This is a genomic window from Alicyclobacillus contaminans DSM 17975 (genome assembly GCF_000429525.1).
Classification (GTDB): domain Bacteria; phylum Bacillota; class Bacilli; order Alicyclobacillales; family Alicyclobacillaceae; genus Alicyclobacillus_A; species Alicyclobacillus_A contaminans.
The window spans coordinates 46,858-72,481 of the sequence record NZ_AUCA01000001.1 but is presented as its reverse complement, the minus strand read 5'-3'; the positions used below and the strand labels follow the sequence as shown (position 1 = coordinate 72,481).

Here is a 25,624-nt window from a genome sequence, read left to right as displayed (position 1 = left end):
CACCTTGTCGTGCGTCTGCCATGTTCTCTGAGGGCATCCCCCCTTCGTTGGACGACCCGAAGTACGCGCTCCGCTCACTCCTTGTACAGCTGCTTCAGTTCCTCCACCACGCTCGGATCCGCCAGCGTGGTGGTGTCGCCCAACACGCGGCCCTCCGCAATGTCCCTCAGGAGACGCCGCATGATTTTCGCGCTGCGCGTCTTCGGCAGTTCGGCTGTGAAGATGATCTCCTCCGGCCGCGCCATGGCGCCGATGGTCGCAGTCACGTGCTGCTTGAGTTCGGCGGCCAGTTCATCGCTGGGCGAAATGCCTTCCTTCAGCGTGACGAAGGCCGTGATGGCCTGCCCCTTCACCTCGTGCGACCTGCCAATCACCGCCGCCTCCGCAACGGCGGAGTGACCCACCAAGGCACTCTCCACCTCCATCGTCCCGATGCGATGGCCCGAAACGTTGATCACGTCATCGATGCGGCCGAGGATCCAGAAATACTGGTCTTCGTCCAGATGCGCGCCGTCGCCCGGGAAGTAGATGCCCTCAAACTTCCCAAAATACGTCTGGCGGAACCGCTCATCATCTCCCCAGATTGTGCGCAGCATGGACGGCCACGGCTTTTTAATCACGAGGTAGCCCCCGTTGCCCGGCGCCACCGAGTTGCCCTGCTCATCCACCACATCGGCTTCAATACCGGGCACCGGGTGGGTCGCGGCGCCGGGTTTCGTCTCCACAATTCCGGGCAGCGGCGCAATCATCGCGCAGCCCGTTTCCGTCTGCCACCACGTGTCGACAATCGGACAGCGGCCCTTGCCGATGTGCGTGTGGTACCACATCCACGCCTCCGGGTTGATGGGTTCCCCCACCGATCCCAGCAACCGCAGGCTGGACAGATCGTGTTTCTCCACGTACTGCGGTCCCCATTTCATGAACGTCCGAATGGACGTCGGAGCCGTGTACAGTATGGTGACACCGTATTTTTCGCAAATGGCCCAGAACCGGTCTCGATCCGGATAGTCCGGCGCACCCTCGTAGAGAACCACCGTCGCTCCGGCGGTCAACGGGCCATACACGATGTACGTGTGCCCGGTGACCCAGCCGATGTCGGCTGTGCAGAAGTGCACATCTTCGTCCTTGAGATCGAACACCGTCCGCATCGACGTGTTGCAGCCCACGAGATAGCCGCCCGTACTGTGCACAATTCCCTTGGGCTTGCCGGTGGTGCCGGACGTGTAGAGGAGAAACAGCACGTCCTCCGCGTCCATTTCCTCTGCCGGAAACGGCGTGGTCGGCGATTCGGCCATCAGTTCATGCCAATAGTGGTCCCGGCCCGGCTGCATGGTGATGCCTGCCGCGTCTCCCACCCGCCGCACCACAACCACCGTGTCCACCGGAGTGCCTTCCACCGCCGCGTCGGCATTTTGCTTGAGCGGGATGAGTCCGCCGCGCCGCCACCCCGCATCTGCGGTGATGAGCACGCGTGCGTCCGCGTCCATGATTCGATCCCGCAGCGCGGATGCAGAGAATCCACCAAACACCACGGAGTGAATGGCGCCGATTTTCGCGCAGGCCAGCAGCGTGATGGGGAGCTCGGGAATCATCGGCAGATAAACGGTGACCCTGTCCCCCTTCTTCACGCCGAGGCGCCGCAGCATGTGGGCCGCTTTATCCACCTCGCGCCCCAACATGTCGTACGTGAACACCTTGCTGTCGCCCGGCTCCCCCTCCCAGATGATGGCCGCCTTGTTCTTGCGGGCGCTCAGACGATGCCGATCCACCGCGTTGTACGCGGCATTCAGCTTGCCCCCGATGAACCATTTGGCGTGCGGCGGATTCCATTCGAGCACTTGGTCAAACGGCTTGAACCACGTGAGGTGCTTGGCCTCCTCAGCCCAGTAGGCTTCGGGATGGGCCAGCGCCCGCTCGTAGATGCCCGGATCATTGTAGTTCGCCTGCGCCGCGAACGACTCCGGCGGCGCGAATCGGCGCGTCTCCGTCAACAACGTGTCGAGTTGATTCGCGTAGGACATACTGCTTTCACGCTCCCATTCCCCTGGTTTTCGGTCCCCCTCGCGGACGCCTTCTGCGGGAGATTTGACGCAGAATGTATTCGCTTTCAAAAACCAAAATCAACTTCCTTCGAGCGGCCATGCGCCCCGTGCTGGCTGGATGCCAGCCCCCCGGCAGATCTGATCCACCATGTCGTCGAATCTCCTCGACTTCCGCAGATAGGCCGCGCACACCAACCAGGTCGTCGGAAACTGCACGAGCGCAGCAGCCCAAGCCGGGACTGCGGTTCCAAATGCGTGGACGACCGGTGCGCTGGCTGCGAGCAGCGGCAGCCCAAAGTAACTGATCAGCAGCACCGACGCCAGCCGCCAGGCAAACCTTCGCTTCATCTTCAGCAAATCCCGAAACGCGTGTGTGTTTGAGATTTCTGAACAATCCGCCATTTCTACCTCCTTCACGATCACGCGGCGTTGGATGAGGTCCCAGTGTCGATGTTTGGCATCATCATACCGAATTTATGGCAACATCGGATCAATCTGTGCGCAGAATGTAGAAATGCGCGCCTGACATGTCGGCGCGCCAGACTGATATGCAAACATTTTCGACATCTCCACCTTTGCGCCGGGACGCCGCAACGGCGGGCTTCCTTCAGGGCGCAAACTGCTGAAACAGGGTTTTGACCGCCAGTCGGCTCACCGGGATTTTGGTCTCCGCCGCGTTGTTCAGCACGATGGTGTACGCGCCGTTCACCCACGGCACAATTTCCTTCACGTAATCCAGATTCACCAGGTAACTGCGGTGAACTCGGCAGAACGGATATCCGGACAGACGTTGTTCCAGTTCCTGCAACGACCACTTGCTGTGCACCGTCTGTCGCTCGGTGTGAATTTCAATGAACCGATCCGTTCTGACCGCGTATTGAATGGCGTCGCAGGCAAGGACCACCGCCTTCTCGCCGTCTTCCACCAAGAGCTTGGCGGAGCGATGGAAGGGCGCCGCTGCGAGTGGGGGAACGGCCCATCCCTGACGCGAGGCGCGTTCGGCCAACCGCTTGCGCACGCGGGCCACCGCTCGTTGAAACCGCTCCGCGTCGTACGGTTTCAGGAGGTAGTCCACCGCTTCCACCGCAAAGGCCTCCACCGCATAATCATCGTACGCCGTGGTGAACACCACCAGCGGACGATGCCCGCGCTCCGGATCGCCAAGCAGCCATTGGCGGGCCACGTCCATGCCGGAGATGCCAGGCATGTGGATGTCGAGAAACAGCACATCCGGCTGATATTCCCGATACAGCTCAAGCAACTGCACACCGTTCTCCGCATTCGGACAAAGCACGAAGTCCTCTTCCTGCGCAATCATGTACGCGAGTTCCTCACGCGCCAGCCACTCGTCTTCGGCAATCATCGCACGAATTTTCACGAAACCTCCACTGCTCCTTCCTCGGCCGCCGGAATGACAAACGAGACCGTGCAGCCTTCTTCCGTGTTGGCGAAGCGAAGCGCGCTGCCCGGGCCCAGCAGGTGAATCAACCGCTGGTTGACGTTGTACAGACCGCGTCCCCCTCCGTCCGCTCCGGTCATGGGCCGTTTCCCCAGCTGTTCCAACAGGGCCGGTGGTATGCCCCGACCGTTGTCCCGGATTTGGATTTCCACACCTTCCGAACGCCGGGACACCCGAATGGAGATGTGACCGCCCGCCGTGACGTTCGCCAGGCCGTGCTTGATGCTGTTTTCCACCAGCGGCTGAAGCGTCCCAGGCGGAATTCGAACACCGTCCAAGGGACCGTCCACGTGGCACGACACGCTCAGTTGGTCGGAAAAGCGCAGCTTGACAATTTCCACATAGATGGACAGGTGTTCCAGTTCCTCTCGAAGATCGATGAGCAGATGGTCCGAGGCGCGTAGGTTCAGTCGCATGAATCGCCCCAACTGCACCACCAGGTGCCTGGCCGCATCCGGATTGATCCGAATGAGTGATGAAATCATGTGGAGCGTGTTGAACAGAAAGTGCGGCTGAACCTGTGCCTGCAAATTCCGCAGGGACGCATCACGCACCAGTTCTTTCAGGCGCGTGGCGGCCACCGCATCCAGTTGGTTGGACAGGAGTTGCCCCAAACCGTACGCCAGGCTGACCTCCACAGTCCGTACATGCTGGGCGCGCTGGAAGTACAGCTGAATCATGCCCACCACTTCCCCCGACTGCCGCATGGGCACGAGGATGGCGGCGCGGAGCGGACAGCGCGGATGGGGGCAGGCCATCTGGCGTGCGTCCACGCAAATCTGCATGTCTCCCGTCGCCAGCAGCGCCCGGGCCAGCGGCGTTTCGAGCGGATCGCCGCGGTGGTGATGGTCGTCGCCCATCCCCACGTGAGCCAGCACCTGCGTCGCATCGGTGATGGACACGGCCGCCAGTTTCAGTTCGTCGTGCAGCAGACGCGCCAGCTCGACAGCGGTCCCCTCGGTCAATCCACGGCGCAGATGCGGCAGCGCTTTCTCGGTGATTCGCAGCGCCCTCTGCAGTTCCTTCGCAGCGCTCTGCTCCTGTTCCGTCAGAACCACGCGAACCATGACCGTGAAGACGGCCACCGACAAACTGTCAATCACCACCAGAGGCAAGCCGATGGTATTGACCAATTGGGACGTCGCCATCGGATGGGAGGTGAACACCAACAGCAGCGCCATGTGCAGAATCGGCGCCATCATCCCGATGAACACAGCCTTCTGCGGAGAAATCACCCGCTCGGCGGAGAAGAACCAGGCCAACCCTCCCGATACGAGGCCTGCGAGCGGCTGAACCAGAACGTTTGCCGCCACATGGTCTCCTCCCAGCATCCCCATCCACACGCCGCACAGCGCTCCGGATGCCACGCCCACCAGCGGACCGCCCAGGAGGCCGGCAATGACAATGGACACGAGCGTCGGACCCACGAGAAACTGCCCCGGGGCTAACTTCAGCACCAGGCCGTGCGGAACCATCCGACCGTTCTCGAGCAGCACGCTGGCCTGTGCCTCCATGATGCCGAATCCGCCAAAGATGAGCGCGTACGACAGCACCGTGCGAACATTGACCTTCCGATCCAGCAGGTGGCGAAACGCCCGGACCCTGGTCAACAGAAAGGCCGCGACCAGCAGCAGACCCGTGCGCTGCAGCAGGAGTGCGGTGAGCGCCGTCAACGCATTCACCTCCTTCACCATCCATCGGGCGAGATGCCGGTATGCGATTGCAGCAGCACGCGGGTGAACCGCTCACCGTCATCCGGGTGCGGCCTGCCGAGCCACGTGCCAAGGACAGCGCCGAGGAAGCCGCAGGGAATGGCGAACAGGCCCGGATCTTGCAGGTGCAATGCCAGGAACGACGCCGCTTTGCCTGCGCTGAAATGGACAACCTGCAGGTTCCACAGGACGAACACCATGGACGACGCGAGCCCGCAGATGACCCCCGCGATGGCACCCACCCGGTTGAAACGACGCCAGTACAGCGTGAACAACAGCAGCGGCAGGTTGGTTGAAGCGGCCACCACAAACGCGAGCGACACCACCGACGCCACGTTCATATGCCGCATCTCCAGTGACAGTCCGATGGCCAGGGCGCCAATCACCGCCGCCGTCCACCGCGCCGTCCGCAGTTGCGGACGTTCCGCGGCCAACCCGCGATTCAACCCATGATTGAAGACGTCGTGGACGAACGTGGACGTGGCGGCCAGCAGCAAGCCGGTCACCACCGCCAACACGGTCGCGAACGCACAGGCCGCCACAAAGGCTGTGAAAAAGTCGCCGCCGACCGCGCCCGCGAGCAGCAGAATGGTCATGTTTCCGGTCGGATCGACCGTTTGAAAGGCATGCCAGCCGACCAGCGCTATGGCCCCCATGCCAAGTATCGGAACCATCAGATAAAACAGCCCAACCATCCAGGTGGAGGTGAGAACCGTGGTGCGAACGGCCCACCGGTCGCGCACGGTGAAGAAGCGAATGAGAATGTGCGGAAGGCCGGCCGTGCCAAGCATCAATGACAGATGCAGGGAAAATTGCTGCAGTGGTTGTTGGAACAGATTCCCAGGCTGAAAAAACGGGCGCCGAGCGGACTCTGCCGGGCTGCTGCGCGCAAGAGATCATGGATGTTCCAGCCGAAACGGGCCAGCACCATCAGCATCAGCAGAAACGTTCCCGCCATCAGCAGAACGGTCTTGGTGATTTGGATCCACGACGTCGAAACCATGCCGCCAAAGATGACGTAGACGGTCATCAGCACACCGGTGACCAGCACCGCCCAAAGGTAGTTCAGGCCGAGCAGCAGATGGATCAGCATACCCGCCGCCACGAGTTGCGGAACCATGTAGAGAATGCAGATGACAATGCTGGTGCCCGCCACCACGATGCGGATGCAGTGCGAAGGGAAGCGCAGGTGCACGACGTCGCCGATGGTGAATTGACCGAGATTGCGGATGGGCTCCGCGACAAACAGCAACAGGACGTAGGACACCAGGAACCCGACGGCGTACAGCAGTCCGTCGTAGCCCTGCAGCGCAATGGCACCGGTAATCCCGAGAAACGATGCGGCGCTCACGTAATCTCCGGCCATCGCCAGCCCGTTCTGGAACCCGGTCAGGTTTCCGGAGGCGGTGTAAAACCGATGTGTGGACATCCCCCGCTTCGCCGCCCAGTAACTGATCAGCAGCGTTCCAATGACAATCGCCATAAAGAAGAAAAAGTAGCTGGGATTCATGGCCTCCCCCTCAACGCCCTTCGCCGTGATCCATCACTGCGTCGGCACCGCATCCCCGTGCACATGCGTGTCGCGCAACCACGCCTCCAGCGTTCCCAACTGCTCGTGCAGCGCGGTCCACGTGAGCGACAGGGCCGCTGCGCTCGGAACAAACTGATTCGCGTACCACGCCGGTCGGCGACTCACCAGGTAATCGCACGGGTACGGCTGCACGTGCACGCCGTATTGTTGAAAATCCAGCACCGCGCGCCGCATGTGGAAGGCCGAGGTCACCAACACCGGATGGCGCCAGTGGTGCAGCGCCAGCAGTCGACTGGTGTACTTGGCGTTCTCCTCCGTCGTACGGCTCTGATCTTCGACGAACACTGCGGTGGCCGGAACGCCGAGCGACAGCAGCTGTCTGCGCGCAATCTCCGCCTCCACGCCATCGTCCGGGAATACCTGACCGCCCGACAGAACGATGGGCAGCTTGGTGAGACGATAGAGTCGATACGTGGTCAGCAAACGGCTCTCCCCATCGCCGGACAACATGCCCGCACCATCCACATCCGGCGTATCCGGCGTGGCCCCCGCCCCCAGCATGACCAGGACATCCCCATCGATGCGCGCCGGAGGAGATGCATACGCCTCCACATGCCGCACCCAGGCATCCGCTACCGCTGGAATCGACCAGAGATACGTGAGGGCCGCCATCGCCAGCGCTGCCAAGGACAACCGTCGCTGCCCTTTGCGGCGAGCCCAGAAGGCGAACAGCAACAGCAGCAAAACCAACAGGCCGGGTGGCAGCAACCAGCCGACCAGCGCCTTCGTCAACGACACCCCGTCCACCCCCGCATTTGCTTCCATCATATCAAACTGGCGACAGATTCTGAGATGTGCCATGATGATCTGGAGGTGAATCTGTCGCGATGTTTCAGGACTTGACGCAGGATGCGTGGCACCGGGCGGTGGCGGACGACACGGTGGTGCGGGCATACTTCTTTCATACGCCGCTGTGCGGGACCTGCGCGCTGGCGCTTCGCCGGTGCACCGTGGCGATGGCAGCCGCAGGCGATCCCACGGTGTACCGCTGCAACGTCAACCACATGCCCGACGCGGTGGCGTTGTGGGAGATACAGAGTGTCCCCTGCCTCGTGTTTGCGGCAGGGACGCGGATTCTCCACCGCCAGTACGCCTTTCCGGGCGTGGATGACCTGTTCCGCCTGTTCAATACCCACCCGTCGCAGCGAACCACTGCGGCGAAAAGCCATCGGGAGGAGGCACCGGAGTTTGGCCAAGGGAAAAATCACGATTGAAGATGTGGCGCGCGAAGCGGGCGTCTCCATCACCACCGTGTCCCGGTACCTGAACCAGGACTACGGTGCCATGCGCGCGGAAACGCGCCAGCGCATCCAGGCGGTCATTGAGCAGCTCGGGTACCAACCGAACAAGTTTGCTCAGGGGCTCAAACGCAACCGCAGCCGGACGGTTGCGGTGGTGGTGGTGAATATGGGGTATCCGTTCTGCGTGGGCGTCATTCGCTCCCTGTCGGACGCGCTGCACCACGCGGGCTACAGCCTGCTCGTGGCGGAAACCGGCGGCGACAAGAATCGCGAGGCGCACATCCTGCAGAATCTGCGGGCGCAATCGGTGGACGGCCTGGTGATACAGACCAACGGAGAGAATCAGTCGCTGCTCACAGAGCTGGCTGCGGCCATTCCCGTGGTGTTGATTGACCGGCAGTTCGACATGCCGGGGGTCGTCAACATCGTCACAAACAATGCCGAGGCATCGGAACAACTGACCCGCCATCTGTTTGCAGCAGGGTACACGCGCGTGTTGTACGTCACCGAAACCCTGCGGCAGGTCAGTACGCGCATTGATCGCCTGCGCGGTTACGAGGCCGCCTGCGTGGCCGCTCACCGCACGCCGTGGGTGGTTTGGATGGACAAAGCCAATCCCGACAGTCTCCGCGGCGTGGTGGATGAGATCCTCTCCGCCCGTGCACAGCAGCCGCTCGCCGTCTACACAGCCAACGGCCTGATTATGCTCGAACTGTACCCTCGGCTGCGATCCCTGCCGCTGTCGGTGCCGGACGAACTCGGCATCGCCACCTTCGATCAACCGGACTGGGCCCAGGTGGCGACGCCGCCGCTCACCTGCGTTCGCCAGCCGACGGAGCAAATCGGCCAGTCGGCGGCGGAGACTCTCCTCAAGCTGCTCCGCAAGAAATCGGACACCAGAAGTCTCCGGGAAAAGCGCGTGGTTCTGCCGTCGCAGCTGATACCGGGCGGATCGACCGAGCGCAACGTCGTCAGCGGTGCGTGAGCCCGAGTTGATGAACCGCCTGGCGGAACGACGCAGCCTTGCGGAGATACCGTGTATGTTGGGTGGCGTTGGGGGCCGTTTGAACCGCGGCGTTCGTGGGATGGAATCGATCCGGTTGCGCGGATGACGACTGTCCATCGCTGCCGAGAGCGGCCATCTCCGCCAGCAGTGCCGCCCCCACCACGGATGCGTCGGCACTGGTTGTGGCCACGGCGGGCAGCCCAAAGATATCTGCGGCCAGCTGGCGAATCCAGGGCACATCCAGCAGCTTTCCGGAGGTCAGCACCCGCCGCGCCGGCCCGGTCAACGCCTGCACCGCGGAAGAGATCCACGCGGCGTTGAAGAGAATTCCCTCCACAGCGGCGCGGAACAAATGCGCCCGGGTGTGCCTGGGACGCAGTCCGAGAACGTGGGCGGCGGCTTCCGGATTCCACAGCGGCGCTCGTTCTCCGGTCAGATACGGCAACACCAGCAGATCATCCGTTTCTACAGCGGCGGCTTCCGCCAGCATCTGTTCAAACGCCTCCGACTCCGGAGGCACACCGAGCACCTGCCTGCACAGCCAATCCACCACCACACCCCCGCTGTTGCTCGGCCCGCCGACCACGAACCGACGGTCGTCGAGCACGTAGCAAAACAGTCGCGTCGCCGCGTCCGTCGCCGGATGTTCTGTGGTGGCTCGCACCGCGCAACTGGTGCCGATGGTCAGCACCAAATCTCCGGCTGACGCCGCGCCCACGCCGAGATTGGCCAGCACACCGTCGGAAGCGCCGATGTTGAACACCGCATTCGCCAGACTTCTCGCCGTCTGCAGGCCCGGCGCAGTCAGGCCCACGCGGCAGTGGGTCGTTGGAACCAGCGCGGACAATTGATCTTCCCGAATCCCCGCCGTCTCCAACGCCGCATCCAGCCAGCTTCCCCGCATTAGGTCGTACAGCCCCGTCGCGCTGGCCATGGAGGCGTCAACCTCCCACACGCCGAACCAGCGAAACCACACATACTCTTTGAGAGATACCCACTTCGCCGCCGCAGGTCGTTCCGTCGACCGTTGTTCCGACCACCACATCAACTTGACCAAAGGCGTCATCGGATGCACCGGCGTGCCGGTCGCGGCGTACAACGCGGAGCCCTGTGGACTTCGCCAGAGGGCGTCCGCCTGCCGGGCCGCGCGCGTGTCCATCCAGGTGATGGCCGGTGTCAGCGGTCGATGGTTCGCATCGACGGCGAGCAGGCTGTGCATTGCCGCACTGAATCCGACTTGGCCCACCTGCCAGCCGCCCACCTGCAGCGCCGCGTCCACGCGAAGCAAAGCCTGTTCCACGGCCGCGTACACCGCATCCGGGTCTTGCTCCGCCCATCCAGGCTGCGACTGCACCATGGTCAAGCGAGCGCTGGCGCGGGCCAGTTCCTCCCCCGACGGTGCAAAGGCCACCACCTTGACCGATGTTGTTCCAATGTCCACTCCCAGGGTGCATGTCCGCGTCATCTCTCCATGTCTCCTCACTCGCACACGCGGAAAGGTACGGTCACGGCACCCCTGCCGCCCGTACCTCCCGCGAATGGTTGGTATGTTGTCTTCAACCGGCGCAAAATCTTCGCACCGCTCGCTCTATGCGCCGTCAGGCGTTCGTCGACTCAAACGGCGAATGCATCTGTTCGATGGGACCGAGCAGGAACAGGTACGACAGAATCCCCACCACCAACACAATGGCAGCCACCAGAAATCCTACCGCAAACGATCCGGTCCCCCCCACAATATACCCGGTGACAATGGGGGCCGCGATGCCCATGATATTGTTCGAGAAGTTCATGATGCTGCCGACGGTGCCCACCGCGCCTTTCGGGGCAATCAGAGCCGGAATGCTCCAGCCGATGGGCGCCGAAAACGCCAGTCCCCCGAGCGCAATGGAAATGAACACAATCGCCACATTCGGATTGCTCGTGAACGCGGCGCCGCCGACCGCCAGACCGAGCAGCATGCCAATCACCAACAGGGTCTTCCGCACCTTGGAGGGGTTGTATCCTTTCCGAATGAGTGCATCCACCAGCATGCCGCCGATGAGAAAATCGGTCAACGTGGCCACGAGCCAAGGGATCATGGTGTAGAATCCGCTCTTCAAAATGCTCATGTGCATCTGCTTTTCCAGGTAGCCCGGCAGCCACGTGAGGAACAGGTAGAACGAATACCCGTACGCAGCGAACCCGATGGTCAACCCCCACACTTTGCGGGTGGTGAGCAGGTACAACAAGGTCGCCAGGGTCCCGCCGGCTGCTTCTCCCTCTTCCTGCGCGCCGCCCGCCTCGATGTAGGCGCGCTCCTCTTCGGTCAACCGCGGGTGCTCCTTCGGGTCACGATACCAGATCCAATAAATCACGGAAAACAGCAGGGTCAAAATCCCGGTCATCCAGAATCCGCCGCGCCAGCCCCACTGGGTGACGGCCCATGCCACAATCGGCGCGCCAATCACATTGGAGAACTTCGCGGCCGCGTCGAAGGTGGAACTGGCCACGCCCCGCTCTTGCAGCGGAAACCAGTAACCGGTGGCCTTGGATGCACTGGGGAACGCGGGCGCCTCCGCCGCCCCAAGCAGAATTCTCGAGAGAATGACGAGGCCCAGTCCGCTGACCACGGCCGTCATGATGGTCGCGCATCCCCAGATGATGGACCCCACGCGCATCAGCCATTTGATGCCGATTTTGTCGAGCAGGACGCCAATGGGAATCTGCAACAGTGCATACGACCAGGCGAATGACGAAAGAACAATACCCATTTGGCCGGAGGTCAGGTGATATTCCTGAGACAACGGCTTGGTCGCAATCGACATGTTCGTACGGTCAAGGTAGTTGATCACAATGCCAATAAAGAGGATGAGCGCAATCCCCCAACGCACTCTTCCGCGCGGTTTCACAATGTCCCCTCCTTCATGATGCCGGTGTTCCGTCGTATTGCGGGCACCGAAGACCCAATCTTGAAATCGTTTCCAGAAATCGTTTTACGAAAACGTTTTCGTTCACATTGGCATTGTAGTCGAGCAAAATTACTTTGGCAATGGCAAAATCTAGATTCCGCCGCAGGGAAAGGACCGGAACGGACAGCGAAGGACGCACGGCAACCGTTGCAAGCCGCCGCGCGGAAGGTGTATACTTCGACGGGTTATGACAAGGAGGATGGGACACGCGTATGCTGATGGTTGGCATAGCAGGCGGAACCGGATCGGGCAAGACAACGGTGGCCAATGCCATTGTGGAGTCGCTCGGTGCGGACCGCGTGACACTGATATCCCAGGACGCCTATTACAAAGATCTGTCCGACCTCACGTTCGAGGAGCGGCAGCACTTGAATTATGATCATCCGGATGCGTTCGACAACGATTTGCTGCTCGAACACTTGCATCAACTGCGAAAAGGGCAGCCGATTCAGCTGCCCATCTACGATTTTGCGCTGCACGCGCGCGTGCCGGACACGGTGCGGGTGGAACACCGGCCGGTGGTGGTGCTGGAGGGAATCCACGTGTTGGTGGACGAGCGCATCCGCCGGGCGCTGGACATCAAAGTCTTTGTCCACACCGATCCAGACGTCCGAGTGCTGCGGCGCATGATGCGCGACATCAAGGACCGGGGACGCACGCTGGACTCGGTGTACGAACAATATTTGACAACCGTCAAACCGATGCACGACGCGTTCATTGAACCGTCCAAGCGGTATGCGGACCTCATCATTCCAGAGGGTGGAGAAAATAAAATCGCCATCAGTCTGTTGACCACACGTATTCAACACTTCTTGGAAGCGAACGATTGAACCACAGTGACACCGTGAAAGTCGCCGATGATATGTGATTCGGAAGCGGCGGGAGCAGCTACCCTCAGTATGGCTGGTCGATCCCCACGCCGCCGGTGCACCTCGGCCTCCGCCGCGGTGGCCGGTGCGCGAAATACGAGCAGCGGCCCCGCGCTTTCCACCACCGCTTGACCGACCTCCGATTGCCACTTCATCTCTGCGCCTGCACGACCGAACCACCGATTCCAGACCTGCGTCAGCGCGGCCGGATCGGCCACCAACGATTCCACAGCGACCCATTGCGGCCGCTCCGCTCTGGCTTCGGCCAACGCACCGCTGGCCACCAGGGCGGCCTCTCGCGCCGCATCGTCATCCTCCCATTCAATCAGAAACGGGAGCGGGAAATCGTCCAGACGGCTCCGCACCGGGAACAGCAGACGCCAGCGCAGCCAGGAGCCGTCCGGCCGCTGACGACGGCCCGGGATGGGGCCGACGAAGGGCAGGCCGTCCGTGCGCCAGGCAGCCACCAGTTCGTCCATCCGCCGTGTCCGGAGCGCCATTTGTTGTATCCCTTCGCCGCGTTCCAGGTCCGCGGCCACCCATTTTCCGAACTCGGTGGTGTGAGCGAGCTTTGCGTCGAACACGCTCACCCACTCCAGATAGCATCCATCGAAATACGACAGGTGATTGAACGTCCCCCAGTCGACGTGGCGCCCACCGGGCACGGTTCGCCACCCGAAGCGGCGCGCCGCTTCCGCGGCGGCCTTTTCCGGTTCAACCACGCCGTGGACCAGGTGATCCAATTGCAGGGTCATCGACTCTCCTCCTATCTGGACATTGTGCTCAAAAACGAGTCGGGTGTGTCATCCAGGTGTTCCAATCCACCCGGCCCTGGACCTCCAACAGCCGCAGCAGGCAGCGGTACGGCAACCGGACCGGGGACAGATCCGGCAATGGGAGCACCCGTTCGTAGCCGTCGCGAAACGCATCGGCGGCGGGCCCGTCCAACAGATATTCGAGCGCTGCCAACTCCAACGCCGACGGGCCAAGGGCGAACAGCTCCGCGTCCACGAGCGCCGTCAGCGCGCCGTCCTGGTGAAGAAACTGGGTCGGATCGAGATCGAGCATGATGAGCTGCATCTCGCTCAGCGCGGGCAACTCGCGGAGCGCCGCCAACGCCCGCTGAATCCATGGTCGCGCCGCATCCCGCTCCCCGCCCAGTGCGTCGGCCAACTGCCGGATGACAGCAGCCGCGTGCGGATGAAACTGTTGCGCCGGCTGTCCGGATGGTGCCGATAACGCTCCGTACCACGGACTCGAAAAGCTGTGCCAACAAGCCATCGCTTCGCCGAGCCAGCGCAGAGACCGCGTGTCCAGGTCGGCAAAGCAGAGCAGCGTTTGCCCCGGCATGCGCTCGACCACGACAAACGGCCCAGCCTCCGCGCACCGAACGTCCAGAACGCGCGGAATCGGCAGCGTCGCTAACGCGGATAGCAGTCGGTGCGTCGCCCCGAGAGCGGAGACCGACCCCGGTCGGGTGCCGAACAGCGCTTGACAGCCCATCCAGAACGGGCCGGTCAACACCCCGCCGTGGATGCGAGGACGGCGCACCACCACCGCCGAATCCGCCGTGTCCACCAACCACACGTCGCTGGCCTGCCCGACGTGGACGTCCGGCACCTGCTGTTGTCGAAGGACGGGGACCGCGAACAAAAACTGCAGGTTCAACGGGTTCCCTCCCCTCCATCGCATGGGCCGACGGAGTGGTGCGCGCGGAGGATCTGGAGAAAGTGCGTGAGAATGCGCGCGGTCAATCCCCACACCACGTGTTTGTCCAGCGGATAAAACCACTGTTCAACCCGCCCCTCCCGCCAAGGATAGCGCCTGCCGCCCGACACCCACTGATACGGAAAATCGTCGGGGGGCACGGGGACCAACTTCACCTCGTACACGTGCGGCTGCATGGCCAACAGGTGCCGCAGCGGCACGGTGAACACTTCCTCCACCTCGGCCGGGTTCGGCTGCAGCGCGGTTCGCGAGGAGAGCGCCGCAACGTGCGGGTACACCAACAACCCCGACCAGGCGGGGAACACATCAAGCGGCCCCAGATATGTCAAATGGTCCGGCCGAACGCCCAATTCCTCGCACGTTTCGCGCAGCGCGGTGGCCGCATCGTCCACGTCCGCCGGCTCCTGATGGCCGCCCGGGAACGAGATTTCCCCCGGTTGGCGGCGCAGCGTCCGGGCCCGTTTCGTGAACAACACCGACACCCCGTCCTCCGCCTCCAGCAGCGGAATCATCACAGCGGTCCGAATCGTCTCAGCCGGTGTCAGCAGCCCGCGCGCCCTACCCTTCAGGCTCGCCGCAATGTCGGGAAGGTGGAGGGAGATTCCTGCATCCGACATGTGATACCCTCTCTTTCCGCCCTCGTCGTCACCCATCCATAGTACCGCAACCAGCGGCGGAGGACATCAAAATCCTTCCTGCTGCGTGGAGAGATGCGGCGAGCGACGCAGGTTTTACGAACATTTGTGTATAAATCGTTAACATTGTTCGTTTTATATTGAAAGAAATGGGTTACATTCATTCGGGATGTTGTCCTTTTTTCGTCTTTGGCGTAGGATGAATTTCGTTCACAAGACAGACATATCGCTGGGGGGATTGGGAACTGTGAAACGACGGAGCGCATGGATAGGGAGCGTGCTCAGCACCGTGGCCTTGGTGGGACTGGTCAGCGGCTGCGGTGCGGCGACTACGGCCAACAACGCGACGGGCAGCGCGCCGAAGAGCCAGGTGAAGGTCGGGCTGATCACGGATATCGGTGGTCTCAACGACCACAGCTTCAACCAGAACGCGTACATTGGTCTGCAACGGGCGGAAAAGGAACTCGGCATTCAAGGGAGAGTGGTGCAATCCCAGTCGGCCAACGACTACGTGCCGAACCTGCGTAACTTTGCCCAACAGGGGGATCAATTGGTCATTGCGGTCGGCTACCTGATGGAGGATGCCGTCAAACAGGTGGCGCCCGAATACCCGAATACAAAGTTCTTGATTCTGGACGATTCCATACCGAACATCCCCAACGTCGCTGGCGCCGTGTTCAAGACTGAACAGAGCGCGTACCTTGCCGGCGCCATGGCGGGGCTGATGGAACAAAAGTCAGGCATTCCGAAAATGAACAGCCAGAACGTGGTGGGCGTGGTCGCGGGCATGAAAATCCCGCCCGTGGAAGAGTACGTCGCCGGATTTCAACAGGGATTCCATAAGACAGATCCGCATGGCACCCTGCTCATCAGATGGACCAACAGCTTCACGGACCAGGCACTTGGCAATCAGGTGGCCAAGGATGAAATCGCCAGCGGTGCGGACATCGTCTATCAACTGGCCGGCGCTGCCGGCATCGGCGCCATCCAGGCCGCCAACCAGGCTGGCGTGTACGCCATCGGCGCGGACGCTGACCAGTCGTTCCTCGCCGAGAACGCCATTCTGACGAGTACATTGAAGCGCATCGACGTGGCCACCTTCGACATCATCAAGGACGTCACGGAAAATCGGTTCACTGCGGGCACCCACTGGTTCGACCTGGCCGGACAAGGGGTCGGACTGACGAACTTCAATGCCGTGGTTCCGCAGGATGTGCGCGACCAGGTGAATCAATTGGCCGACGAGATCAAGAGCGGGAAACTGAAGGTCTCCGCGCAAATGCAATAACCCCACAGACGATCCATAGATTCTCCCGGTGCAGGACACACTACCGGGAGAATCTTTCTGTTAGAAGACGGAGGTTGCACAATGCGTTGGAGAACGCTGTGGGCGGTGGCCGCGGCCATCACGTGCACTGCGAACCCCTGGATGGCATCGACTGCGAACGCGGGCCCAGCCGCGCCACAAGAGCCGCGCACCATTCGCGTGGTCACCTACAACATTCATTTCGGCACCGGTCTCGACGGACAGTATGATCTGCACCGCGTCTGTGAGGACATTCGCCTGCTGCACCCGGATATCGTGGGATTGCAGGAGGTGGACGTGCGCTGGGATGCCCGCAGCCGTTTTGACGACCAACTCCGCACGTTGGCCCACGAGTTGCAGATGAATGCCTACATGGCCCCGGTGTATCAATACGCCACAGCCCGCCCGGACACCCCCCGACAGAGCGGCAACGCCATTCTGAGCCGATTTCCCATTTTGGAAATGAACAACCGCTATCTCACGCGCGTGGCGCCATCCCCAACCCATGCGCATACGCCGCAGCACAACGGCGGGCGGCCGAACGCCCTCATCAGCACCCCGGGATTTCTCGACGTGAAGGTGGAGGTGGGGCGTTCACCGCTGCACGTGTACGTCACGCATTTGGATTCCCGCGAAGATCCCGCCGTTCGCCGACGGCAGGTTCAGGAAATGGTGCGCGTCATGGAGCGAGAGACGGGCGCCCAGATGTTGTTGGGGGACCTGAACGCGTCACCGTCGGCGGAAGAACTGAAACCACTTTGGAATCTGTTTCAGGACGCGGCTTCGAGTGAACGCGCCGAGAACACGTATCCGGCGGACCACCCGACGCGTCGCATCGACTATGTGCTGGTGTCGCCGGACATTCAGATCCGCTCATCATCCACGCTGCCCACCGTGGCCTCGGATCACCGGCCCGTGACAGCGGAGGTCACTCTGCCCAGGCTGAACTGAATCTTGCAGTTGACGACCGCCCGTCTGCATCCGGTACAATGAAGCGGATATTCTTACAGAGGCGGGATGCAGTTGACCTGGTATGTGCTGACCATCATTGGCACCATTGCGTTCGCGCTGAGCGGCGCGATTGTGGCCATGGAAGAGGAATACGATGTGTTTGGCGTGGTGGTTCTGGCAATGGTCACCGCATTCGGCGGCGGATTGCTCCGAAATCTCATGATTGGCCTGCCGGTCTCCGACATCTGGAACCAAGGCGCGTTATTCAATGTGGCACTGGCCTCCGCGCTCATTTTGATTCTGTTGCCCACCCGCTGGATTCACCACTGGCTGCGGTTCGCGAACATGTTTGACGCGTTGGGTCTCTCCGCGTTCACCATCCAGGGCGCATTGTACGCGGCCAGTATGAAGTATCCGGTGGGAATGGTTGTGGTGGCGGCCGTGATCACCGGTATCGGCGGCGGCGTCATCCGCGACGTGCTGGCTGGCCGAAAACCGATTGTCCTGCGCGCGGAGGTGTACGCACTGTGGGCCATGGTTGCGGGCGCAGCCATCGGCTTTCACGTGGTCAATCCGAGTCGCTCCTGGCAACTGTACGCCCTGCTGTTGGTGGTCTTCACGCTGCGCATGCTTTCCCTCGCATTCGGCTGGCACGTTCCCCGGCGGCGGTTTCGCGCCGTCCCGGTCCCCTCGGGCGAAGAGGACGCAATGCCTCCGTCCGTCCCGTAACCCGCCCCGACCGCCGAGCTGAACCACGCCATGCCTGTGGTGGCCCCGAGGGTCTAAAGGCCTCACTTGGAAGCAATCCACTCCGACTTGCCGGGCACAGGGCGTGCGCCATCCTTCAGGTGGCGGACGCACACGCAGTTGCGCGTCTGCTTCGCTTCGTACAGTGCCGCGTCGGCGGCGTCAAACAGAGCGTCCACGTCCACGTCTTTCGCGTCACTGTAGACAATGCCGCAGGAGAGCGTAACAGGAACCGCGCAGAGCACTGCGGATTGGAGCGCGGATCGCAACCGTTCGGCGAGACGAACCGCGTCAGATTCCGCGGCGTTCGGCAAAATGATGGCAAATTCTTCCCCACCGTACCGGCTGATGACCGCCGGATTCGCGTGCTGCTGCAACAGCTGCGCCGCGCGCTTCAAGACCTCGTCCCCCTCGCGGTGGCCGTACGTATCGTTGACCACTTTGAATTTGTCCAAATCCACCAAGAGCAAACAGAGGTGCTGAACCTTGGGGTGTTTTAGGTACTGCTGCATCTTGTAGCGAAAGTAGCGGACATTGTGCAATCCGGTCAGTTCGTCAAAAATGGACAGCCTGCGGTACTGGTGAAACTTCACCGATACCTCGGCGATTTGCGCAATCAGTACGACGCAGGCAGAAACCACAATGACCGCAAACGCCGCGTCGGGATGTCTGAGCATGCGGTAGAGCGGCCACGCCGAAACGGCCAACTGTAGCAGAAAATAGATGAGGCCGTGGATGGCGCGCAGCCGAACGGACAGAAAGCTGGAAATGACAGCGGACATGACCAAGGTGTATAGCACATAGGAAGGATATGCGAGCGTGCATCCGGCGATGGCAACTGCGGATAGCGTCAATAGCGCGGTTCGCAGCCACAGCCGTTGGCTGGGAAGAAGTAGCGCGACCACCACAAACAACACCGAAGCGCCGAGCACCACGGCTTGGGCGTACAGGTGATCTGGTATTAAGAAGGCGTCGGAAAACACACAACACAGCGCAGTGAGCAAGACCACACGTAGGTCAGAAGTTAATTTCATTCCTGCACCACCCGGTTGTTGATGAACCTGTGGCGACGCTGCAACGCACCCACCCCGATGACACTGTGTCCCACAAGCACGTATTGCAGGATATGTCTTCCTTTCTCTCCCGCATTCATAATATACAGATTGGCTTTCGCAGACAAGATGGTTTTGAAAATTCCCCCATTCGGGCATCCCACCCATTGTATGATATCGAACGGCCAGTCATCCCCCAGCCGCTTCCGTGCGGCTGGGGCGCCGATGCCTGCTACAGGCTCAGCCCAGATCGGCAATAGGAGACAATGTCCTCCCACGCCAGAAAGCGGCGCACCACATCCTCGTCCACCAGTTCCAATCCGCGCTGCACCTCAATGAAGCGCAGCCGGGTCGCCGCGCGCAGCGCGTGCCATTGCTCTGGATAGATGCGAATGACGTCGCCGGGAACGACGGTGATGATGCGGTTGTCCAGCGCCAGTTCACCGTTGCCCTCCAGGATGGTCCAGGTCTCCGAGCGCTTGACGTGTTTCTGATAGCTCAGGTGTTGACCGGCGTGCAGCTCGACGGACTTGGTCAACACCTCGGTTCCGTCTTCCAGCTTCTGCACATCAAGCACCCGATACCATCCCCAGCGCCGCTCTTCGTACATCGGCCGACCATCGTAATGTCCAATGACATCCTTCAACCGACTGGTGCTCTGTTTATCCGCCACCAGAATGCCGTCCGGCGTCGTGACCACCATCGCGTTGTGTACGCCCATGACCACCACGGGAATGTCCAGTTCGTTCACCACGTGCGTGTTGGTGCAGTCCACCGCATCGCCATTGCCGGCAAACGTGCTCGCCATCTCCTGGGACAGCGACTCCCAGGTGCCCAGGTCCTTCCACGTACCTTCGTACGCTCGGGCCGCAATCGACCGCGTCTGCTCGACCACCTCGTAGTCAAAGCTGCGCTTGGGCAGCGCATCGAATTGTTCATGCAGCGCCTTGTACGTAGTGGGGTAGCCTTTGTTCGCCAGCACCGAACGCAAAAAGGACAGCCGAAAACAGAACACGCCGCAGTTCCACAAAGCGCCCTCGGCAATCAGTTGCTCGGCCTGCTTCTGCGGCGGCTTTTCCACGAACGACGCCACCTTCAGCCAGTCCGCCTCGCCCTTCGATTCAATGCGCATATAGCCGAATTTGCTCGTTGGCTCCGTGGGCTGGACGCCGAGCAGTACGAGATCCGCCCCGGATGCGTGCAGCGTCGATTCCAGTTGGGCGATGTGAGCAAAATACGCATCTTCCACGTAATGGTCGACGGGCACCACCGCCACCACCTCGTCATCCGGGCAGCCCACCACATCACGCAGGTACAGCGTGGCCAACGCGATGGCTGGAAACGTGTCTCTTCGGGAAGGTTCCTGAATGAAGGGGACGTCACCCAACTGTGACGAAATCACCTCCCACTGCGCTTTGGACGCGCAGATGAAGGTGTTCGACCGCAACCCGACCGCGCCCAATTGGCGCCAGACGCGCTGCAGCATGGACACGCGGCCGCCGTCGGGGGCGGGCAGAACTTTGAGGAATTGTTTGGATCTGCTGTCATTCGACATCGGCCACAAACGTTTTCCGGATCCACCGGACAACAGAATCAGCTTCATTTCGGAGACTCCTTTTGGCAAAATCACAGTAGACGTGCCCATTCGTCTTCACTAGAATAGATCTGTCTGTTGAGGCATGTCCACAATACCGCAAACGAGGAAATGATATGGAACTCAGTATCGTCATCCCGACGTTCAACGAAAAGGAAAACGTCCGCGCCATTGTGCGGCGCATTGAACAAGCATTGGCATCGGTTCCGTGCGAATATGAAATCTGGTTCATCGATGACAGCCGGGACGACACGCCGGACGCCTTGGCCGCCCTCGCCGCGGACAACGCCCGCGTGCACTTCGTCCATCGCGAGCATGAGCGGGGACTTGGCACCGCCGTGGTAGAGGGATTCCGGCGGAGCCGCGGACGATTCATCGTGGTGATGGACGCGGATCTGCAGCACCCACCGGAACTGCTGCCCACCATCTTGCAGCGGCTGCGCGACGGGATTGATGTGGTGATTCCCAGTCGCTTCGTCCCCGGCGGCAGCGACGGCGGACTCAACGCGTTTCGCAAGCTCGTCTCCTGGACTGCGCGAAAAATTGGCCAGTTGGCCATTCGCCGCCTGCGCTCCATCTCCGACTGCACCGGCGGCTATTTTGGCTTGCACCGCGAGGTCATCCGCGATGCGCGGCTGAATCCAATCGGTTGGAAAATTCTCATGGAAGTGCTGGTTCACGGACACTATGAGACGGTGCATGAAATTCCGTACGCATTCCAGGCGCGCGACGCCGGCGAATCAAAGATGAGCCTCCGCGAGCAGTGGAACTACCTGAAGCACATCGGCCGCCTGCTCTGGAGCAGTCCGGAAGACCGGCGGTTCTATGTGTTCTGCATGGTCGGCGCGCTCGGCGTGGTGGTCAACCTGGTGATGATGAGCATCTGCCTGTACCTCCTGCACATTCGAACGGTGGCGTGGGCCTCCATCCTCTCGTCGTGCGTGGCAATGATTCACAATTTCCTGTGGAACGACAGAGTCACCTGGGGCAAGCAGCACGCCCACCCTGTCAAATGGCGGCGCGCGCTGCAGATGCCGACCTTCATCCTGGTCTCGAGTGTGGGCATCGCCATCACCGCGCTGGTCGCCCACGTGTTCCACCTGCTGCACTGGCATGCGTTGGTGGGGCAATGTCTCGGAATTATCATCGCCACCGCTTGGTCGTTCACGGCAAACAACCGATTCACCTGGGGCACCCAGTCCGACAACCGAGAACAGGTGAAACGCACCATTCGCGTGACCCACGAATAGCGGTGCGCAACGGAAAGGAGGTACAGAGTATGGCGGAAACCGCCCGCTCCCCTATGGCACGCCCCTGGTTTCTGGGGCTATTGGCGGTGAATTTGCTTGGCCGCTGTCTCTGGATTTTATACATGCATCCGCCGCAAAAGGCGGATTTTGATTGGTATTTCACGCACGCCGTACAGCTGGCGCAACACAACGTGTATGAATGGAACGGGCATCCGACGGCCTACTGGCCGATTGGCTGGCCGCTGTTTCTGTCGCTGTTCCTCCGCATATTCGGCCCGCACATGATGGTTGGGATGTTTGTCAACGCCGTGCTCAGCACCGGTATCGTGGCGCTCATCTACCGATTGGCCGCGGAGATCTTTTCGTCGCATCGGATGGCTCTGTGCGCGGCCATTGGGTACTCACTGCTGCCCAGCCAAATTCTTTGGAACTCCGTGCTCGGTTCGGAAGAACTGTTCACGTTTCTGCTGGTGTTTTCGATGTATCTCTATGTGCATGCGACGCGCCAGCACACAGCGAAGGGCGGGTGGATACGGCCAACGCTGTTCGCCGGACTGTTGCTGGGTCTCGCCTCCGACGTGCGTCCCATCACGCTCCTGTTTCCGTTGGTCATATTCCTGTACGAATGGTGGATCAACCGTCGGCGCTGGCTGAACAGTCTCGCCCGCGTCGCCTGCTTTGTTGGACCGATGGCGGCTGCGATTGCGCCGGTCACCATCCGCAACATCCTGTCCCTACATCACTTTGTGCTGGTGTCAACGAACGGAGGGACAAATCTGTGGCAGGGGACGAAAACCGACTCGGGCTACTACTGGTCTTGGCTCCCTTGGAAAAATCCGCTGCTGGCAGCCCACAACAACGAATTGCTGCAGGACCAAATCGGCAAAAAGGTGGCGGAACGGTACATCCTGTCCCACCCGCTGACCACGCTGCACCACGGGATATTGAAAATCATCAGCCTCTACAAGGACGATGTGAACAGCGTGTGGTACACATTTCACGTGACCGCGCCCGCGCTGACCACCAGCATCTCCTGGTTCTGCACCGTCGTGTACGGACTGTTCATGCTGCTGGCGGCGATTGGCCTCATTCGCGTGTTTTTCGTGCACCGCGGCGCTTGGCGCCTGGCCCTGTTCCCGGCCGCGTGGATTGTGTACAACACGCTGCTCTTTATGTTTTTCCCCGCTTGGGATCGGTTCCGTTATCCGATGATGCCCCTCTTCGCGCTGTTCTTGGGTGCGGGCCTGGCGCTGCTCTGGAAAGCGGAGCGAGACCGCCCGTCCGCTGCACGGCCGCAGGGCATGTGAGGCCCTCCGCGTCAGTGCACAATCTTCATGTCGGAAGGCGGCCACACCACCGCGTCAATTCGTCCGATGATATTGGCGCGGGGGACAAAGTGGTTTTGCCAGAACCGGCTGTCGAACGAATTGTTTCGGTTGTCTCCCATCACGAAGTACTCTCCAGGCGGCACCTTGTACGGCCCGAACGTTCCCTCGGTGGTGACCGTCAGATACGGCTCCTTCAACAGTTTCCCATTGATATAGACATGCCCATTGGTGATGTAGACCGTTTCCCCGGGCAGCCCGATGATCCGTTTCAGCAGCGGATCTTCGGAGGTGGAATTCTTGGGGTGGTGAAACATGATGACCTCGCCCCGATACGGCGCGGCCAGTTCAGTCGCCAGATGATCCACCAGCAGATGGGTTGGATAGGGGAGAGTTGGCACCATCGACCCCGAAATGACCTCCGCCTGACTGACAACGTAATGCGTTGTAAATAAGGCGATGAGCACACCCGCCACCACCGGACCGATGTAGTTTCTAAACACCTTCATCAGGGTTTTCAACCCACGGACGCCTCCCGAGAGATCGTGTTTGCGCAATCGTTCCTCCGGCCGGACGCGCGCCCGCCCCCGGCAGAAAACACCGCCCAACGATGCTAAATTCAACGCACGAACGGTTCATCCTCTCCCCCGGCCCGTGGGGAATCAAACCACCCATGCCACGCGCCGGGGAACATGCCCCGCGCTCGTGGCATCCAGTGTGGACATCCGTTCGTCGCCGACTCACACAGGGATGCGCGCCACCCGCAGCGAGCCGTCGGGGTCGACCCACACGTGGACCATACCGAGCGCCACGCTGCCGGCTATCGCCGGGACCAGTTTGTTGTACGTGATCCACAGTCCGTTCGCGCTGGCGGCGCGCACCAGTACAGAACTCGGCCGTGACGACAGGCGAGTGGAGTCAAACACATCCGCGGTCGTCCAAGACGCGCCGCCGTCCAGACTGTAGGACACGTCTTGCGTGCTCGATCCGTACACAAACCAGGTCCCGTCCGCCGCCAACGGCAGACGCACGGTGACGTCGTCGGCACCGTATTGAACCGTCACACTGTTGAAGAATCGGTAGGTGTTCACAATGGCCGTCTGGATGTCTGTGGTCGACGTGAAGACCGGAGTTCCTGTTGCGGTGACGGCCTTTGAAAACGTCGCTGCGTATTCCTCTTCCGGCGTGTAGCGCAGTGTTGCCGTGCCCTCGGTGGATGCCGAGTATCCGCGGAGCAGATCCGTGAGGTTGGCCATCCATTTCTGTTCGTCGTCTGCCATGAGGTACTCGGTTTGCTGAACACCGTTGGTCAACTCCGTGTCATCCGCCCAGGCGCTCCAGGTCTGCCCCGGCTGATACCGACCGTCGGTGATTTTCAGATAGTTCCAGTAGAGTTGATCCGCGTCCTGTAGGGTCACCACATCGCCGGCGCCGAAGTGGGACGCGGAGAACGGTGTGATCCAGTGGTTCGACACCGCCTGCAGCACGGCGCCCGCATTCGGATCGGACGTCGGAACATCGTCGTACGGCGACGATGATGGTACGGTCGCCGTCGCCCCCACCGCCGCCGCGAAATCGGCCACCAGCTTCTCCTTGGATACCGCTCCCGGTATCGTGGACGCTTGGACCGTCGTGTCCGCTGGGCCCTCAGGAGCGGTCTGGGTCTGCTTCATGTTCCAGTGGGTGCCGTCCCAGGACGGCGTGATGCCCATCCGCTGAAACACACCCATGGCGTACCAGATGGGCAGGTATGTGGTGGGTTTGCCGGAGGCCGGATCAGGGTAGACCAAGCCGTATACGCGCTTGACCAGTGTATTGTTGATGTAGATGGACACGTCACCAGATCCGACGCTGATCTGGCTCAGGTCCACCTGAATGCCGGACGGCACCTGGAGATGCCAGGCGCTGCCGTTCCACGTACTGTGGATGCCGATGCTGTCCAACGCGTGCATCACATAATATACCGGCAGATATGAGGTTCCCTGGTAGCTGAATCCTTTCGGAGAAGACACCAAGTTCCCATTGAGCGACACCGTCTTGGTTGACAGCACCGGATGAAACCCGGCCGGTGCCTGAGCGGCGTTGGCAAAGGACGTTTCCCCCGCCGCACACAGCAACGCCGCCATCCCTGCGGCCGCGGCGCGCCGGAGGTGCTTCTTGTTACGCAT

25 protein-coding genes are annotated in these 25,624 nt (G+C 61.3%); 8 read left to right on the top strand and 17 right to left on the bottom strand.

From position 1 onward, the window contains the following. Window positions 1-74 precede the first annotated feature (74 nt). The 7 genes from acs to G463_RS17790 all read right to left on the bottom strand — a co-directional run bounded on the left by acs (window position 75) and on the right by G463_RS17790 (window position 7,542). On the bottom strand, window positions 75-2,021 hold the full coding sequence (gene acs / locus G463_RS0100345; protein WP_026973621.1) for an acetate--CoA ligase: 1,947 nt from the start codon (window positions 2,019-2,021) through the stop codon (window positions 75-77). 99 nt (window positions 2,022-2,120) lie between these two features. Beyond that, the gene (locus G463_RS0100340) at window positions 2,121-2,444 is read right to left on the bottom strand and encodes a DUF485 domain-containing protein (protein ID WP_026973620.1); all 324 of its coding nucleotides are present in this window, start codon (window positions 2,442-2,444) and stop codon (window positions 2,121-2,123) included. Window positions 2,445-2,649: 205 nt separating this feature from the next. Then, window positions 2,650-3,420 carry a LytR/AlgR family response regulator transcription factor gene (locus G463_RS0100330; RefSeq protein WP_026973619.1) on the bottom strand — a complete coding sequence of 257 codons (771 nt, stop codon included), beginning with the start codon at window positions 3,418-3,420 and terminating at the stop codon, window positions 2,650-2,652. Next, window positions 3,417-5,183, bottom strand: coding sequence for a histidine kinase (locus G463_RS0100325; protein WP_245575639.1), 1,767 nt, complete (start codon window positions 5,181-5,183; stop codon window positions 3,417-3,419). Before G463_RS0100325 ends, G463_RS0100330 begins: the two co-directional genes overlap by 4 nt. A gap of 5 nt (window positions 5,184-5,188) precedes the next feature. Continuing rightward, window positions 5,189-6,007 (bottom strand): solute symporter family protein, encoded by an 819-nt coding sequence (locus G463_RS23900; protein ID WP_342663804.1) that lies wholly within the window; start codon window positions 6,005-6,007, stop codon window positions 5,189-5,191. Further along, the gene (locus G463_RS23895; RefSeq protein ID WP_342663803.1) at window positions 6,004-6,723 is read right to left on the bottom strand and encodes a solute symporter family protein; all 720 of its coding nucleotides are present in this window, start codon (window positions 6,721-6,723) and stop codon (window positions 6,004-6,006) included. The genes G463_RS23900 and G463_RS23895 overlap by 4 nt, the downstream gene beginning before the upstream one ends. A gap of 33 nt (window positions 6,724-6,756) precedes the next feature. Then, complete coding sequence (locus G463_RS17790) at window positions 6,757-7,542, bottom strand: YdcF family protein (RefSeq protein ID WP_245575638.1); 786 nt, start codon at window positions 7,540-7,542, stop codon at window positions 6,757-6,759. An 89-nt stretch (window positions 7,543-7,631) separates the two neighbouring features. Between G463_RS17790 and G463_RS21430 the strand changes: the two genes are divergently transcribed. Then, a complete protein-coding gene (locus G463_RS21430; protein ID WP_051321718.1) occupies window positions 7,632-8,018 on the top strand; it encodes a thioredoxin family protein in 387 nt (128 codons plus the stop codon). Beyond that, the gene (locus tag G463_RS0100305) at window positions 7,993-9,030 is read left to right on the top strand and encodes a LacI family DNA-binding transcriptional regulator (RefSeq protein ID WP_026973617.1); all 1,038 of its coding nucleotides are present in this window, start codon (window positions 7,993-7,995) and stop codon (window positions 9,028-9,030) included. The genes G463_RS21430 and G463_RS0100305 overlap by 26 nt, the downstream gene beginning before the upstream one ends. Here G463_RS0100305 and G463_RS17780 read toward each other — a convergent pair. Continuing rightward, window positions 9,017-10,516 carry a gluconokinase gene (locus tag G463_RS17780; RefSeq protein ID WP_051321717.1) on the bottom strand — a complete coding sequence of 500 codons (1,500 nt, stop codon included), beginning with the start codon at window positions 10,514-10,516 and terminating at the stop codon, window positions 9,017-9,019. The two genes, G463_RS0100305 and G463_RS17780, sit on opposite strands and share 14 nt — an antisense overlap. A gap of 133 nt (window positions 10,517-10,649) precedes the next feature. Next, window positions 10,650-11,939 (bottom strand): MFS transporter, encoded by a 1,290-nt coding sequence (locus G463_RS0100295; protein WP_026973616.1) that lies wholly within the window; start codon window positions 11,937-11,939, stop codon window positions 10,650-10,652. Window positions 11,940-12,211: 272 nt separating this feature from the next. Here G463_RS0100295 and udk point away from each other — a divergent pair, with 272 nt between their 5' ends. Further along, window positions 12,212-12,829 (top strand): uridine kinase, encoded by a 618-nt coding sequence (gene udk / locus G463_RS0100290; RefSeq protein WP_026973615.1) that lies wholly within the window; start codon window positions 12,212-12,214, stop codon window positions 12,827-12,829. Here the strand turns inward: udk and G463_RS21425 are convergent. The 3 genes from G463_RS21425 to G463_RS17770 are packed head-to-tail and all read right to left on the bottom strand — an operon-like array spanning window position 12,802 to window position 15,213. Then, a complete protein-coding gene (locus G463_RS21425; protein ID WP_051321716.1) occupies window positions 12,802-13,623 on the bottom strand; it encodes a VOC family protein in 822 nt (273 codons plus the stop codon). The genes udk and G463_RS21425 overlap by 28 nt on opposite strands. Window positions 13,624-13,651: 28 nt before the next feature. Next, window positions 13,652-14,536 (bottom strand): phosphotransferase, encoded by an 885-nt coding sequence (locus tag G463_RS0100280; RefSeq protein ID WP_026973614.1) that lies wholly within the window; start codon window positions 14,534-14,536, stop codon window positions 13,652-13,654. Further along, on the bottom strand, window positions 14,533-15,213 hold the full coding sequence (locus tag G463_RS17770) for an NUDIX hydrolase (RefSeq protein ID WP_051321715.1): 681 nt from the start codon (window positions 15,211-15,213) through the stop codon (window positions 14,533-14,535). The genes G463_RS0100280 and G463_RS17770 overlap by 4 nt, the downstream gene beginning before the upstream one ends. A gap of 265 nt (window positions 15,214-15,478) precedes the next feature. On the opposite strand from G463_RS17770, the gene G463_RS0100270 reads away from it, so the two are divergent. From G463_RS0100270 to G463_RS0100260, 3 genes are all read left to right on the top strand, one after another. Next, entirely contained in the window at window positions 15,479-16,519 is a 1,041-nt protein-coding gene (locus G463_RS0100270) for a BMP family lipoprotein (RefSeq protein WP_026973613.1), read from the top strand. 81 nt (window positions 16,520-16,600) lie between these two features. Beyond that, window positions 16,601-17,488 (top strand): endonuclease/exonuclease/phosphatase family protein, encoded by an 888-nt coding sequence (locus G463_RS0100265; RefSeq protein ID WP_026973612.1) that lies wholly within the window; start codon window positions 16,601-16,603, stop codon window positions 17,486-17,488. 72 nt (window positions 17,489-17,560) lie between these two features. Continuing rightward, entirely contained in the window at window positions 17,561-18,217 is a 657-nt protein-coding gene (locus tag G463_RS0100260; protein WP_026973611.1) for a trimeric intracellular cation channel family protein, read from the top strand. 62 nt (window positions 18,218-18,279) lie between these two features. Here G463_RS0100260 and G463_RS21420 read toward each other — a convergent pair whose 3' ends face one another. The 3 genes from G463_RS21420 to G463_RS0100245 are packed head-to-tail and all read right to left on the bottom strand — an operon-like array spanning window position 18,280 to window position 20,890. Continuing rightward, window positions 18,280-19,269, bottom strand: a complete 990-nt coding sequence (locus G463_RS21420; protein ID WP_169725391.1) for a GGDEF domain-containing protein — start codon at window positions 19,267-19,269, stop codon at window positions 18,280-18,282. After that, a complete protein-coding gene (locus tag G463_RS23085) occupies window positions 19,266-19,544 on the bottom strand; it encodes a hypothetical protein (protein WP_169725390.1) in 279 nt (92 codons plus the stop codon). Before G463_RS23085 ends, G463_RS21420 begins: the two co-directional genes overlap by 4 nt. Continuing rightward, window positions 19,520-20,890 carry a sugar phosphate nucleotidyltransferase gene (locus G463_RS0100245; protein WP_026973609.1) on the bottom strand — a complete coding sequence of 457 codons (1,371 nt, stop codon included), beginning with the start codon at window positions 20,888-20,890 and terminating at the stop codon, window positions 19,520-19,522. The genes G463_RS23085 and G463_RS0100245 overlap by 25 nt, the downstream gene beginning before the upstream one ends. 107 nt (window positions 20,891-20,997) lie before the next feature. Here G463_RS0100245 and G463_RS17760 point away from each other — a divergent pair, with 107 nt between their 5' ends. After that, window positions 20,998-22,131, top strand: a complete 1,134-nt coding sequence (locus tag G463_RS17760; protein WP_035484812.1) for a glycosyltransferase — start codon at window positions 20,998-21,000, stop codon at window positions 22,129-22,131. Between the two features lie 29 nt (window positions 22,132-22,160). Further along, window positions 22,161-23,438 (top strand): glycosyltransferase family 39 protein, encoded by a 1,278-nt coding sequence (locus G463_RS0100235; protein ID WP_245575637.1) that lies wholly within the window; start codon window positions 22,161-22,163, stop codon window positions 23,436-23,438. A gap of 11 nt (window positions 23,439-23,449) precedes the next feature. Here the strand turns inward: G463_RS0100235 and lepB are convergent, their stop codons facing one another. Next, window positions 23,450-23,977, bottom strand: a complete 528-nt coding sequence (lepB, locus tag G463_RS0100230; RefSeq protein ID WP_026973607.1) for a signal peptidase I — start codon at window positions 23,975-23,977, stop codon at window positions 23,450-23,452. 219 nt (window positions 23,978-24,196) lie between these two features. Further along, window positions 24,197-25,624 carry a hypothetical protein gene (locus tag G463_RS0100225; protein ID WP_026973606.1) on the bottom strand — a complete coding sequence of 476 codons (1,428 nt, stop codon included), beginning with the start codon at window positions 25,622-25,624 and terminating at the stop codon, window positions 24,197-24,199.

Coding starts and splice junctions, on each gene's coding strand:
- acs (WP_026973621.1), bottom strand. CDS start 2,021: ATGTCCTACGCGAATCAACTCGACACGTTGTTGACGGAGACGCGCCGA.
- G463_RS0100340 (WP_026973620.1), bottom strand. CDS start 2,444: ATGGCGGATTGTTCAGAAATCTCAAACACACACGCGTTTCGGGATTTG.
- G463_RS23895 (WP_342663803.1), bottom strand. CDS start 6,723: ATGAATCCCAGCTACTTTTTCTTCTTTATGGCGATTGTCATTGGAACG.
- G463_RS21430 (WP_051321718.1), top strand. CDS start 7,632: ATGTTTCAGGACTTGACGCAGGATGCGTGGCACCGGGCGGTGGCGGAC.
- G463_RS17780 (WP_051321717.1), bottom strand. CDS start 10,516: ATGACGCGGACATGCACCCTGGGAGTGGACATTGGAACAACATCGGTC.
- udk (WP_026973615.1), top strand. CDS start 12,212: ATGCTGATGGTTGGCATAGCAGGCGGAACCGGATCGGGCAAGACAACG.
- G463_RS21425 (WP_051321716.1), bottom strand. CDS start 13,623: ATGACCCTGCAATTGGATCACCTGGTCCACGGCGTGGTTGAACCGGAA.
- G463_RS17770 (WP_051321715.1), bottom strand. CDS start 15,213: ATGTCGGATGCAGGAATCTCCCTCCACCTTCCCGACATTGCGGCGAGC.
- G463_RS0100265 (WP_026973612.1), top strand. CDS start 16,601: ATGCGTTGGAGAACGCTGTGGGCGGTGGCCGCGGCCATCACGTGCACT.
- G463_RS21420 (WP_169725391.1), bottom strand. CDS start 19,269: ATGAAATTAACTTCTGACCTACGTGTGGTCTTGCTCACTGCGCTGTGT.
- G463_RS0100245 (WP_026973609.1), bottom strand. CDS start 20,890: ATGAAGCTGATTCTGTTGTCCGGTGGATCCGGAAAACGTTTGTGGCCG.
- G463_RS17760 (WP_035484812.1), top strand. CDS start 20,998: ATGGAACTCAGTATCGTCATCCCGACGTTCAACGAAAAGGAAAACGTC.
- G463_RS0100235 (WP_245575637.1), top strand. CDS start 22,161: ATGGCGGAAACCGCCCGCTCCCCTATGGCACGCCCCTGGTTTCTGGGG.
- G463_RS0100225 (WP_026973606.1), bottom strand. CDS start 25,624: ATGCGTAACAAGAAGCACCTCCGGCGCGCCGCGGCCGCAGGGATGGCG.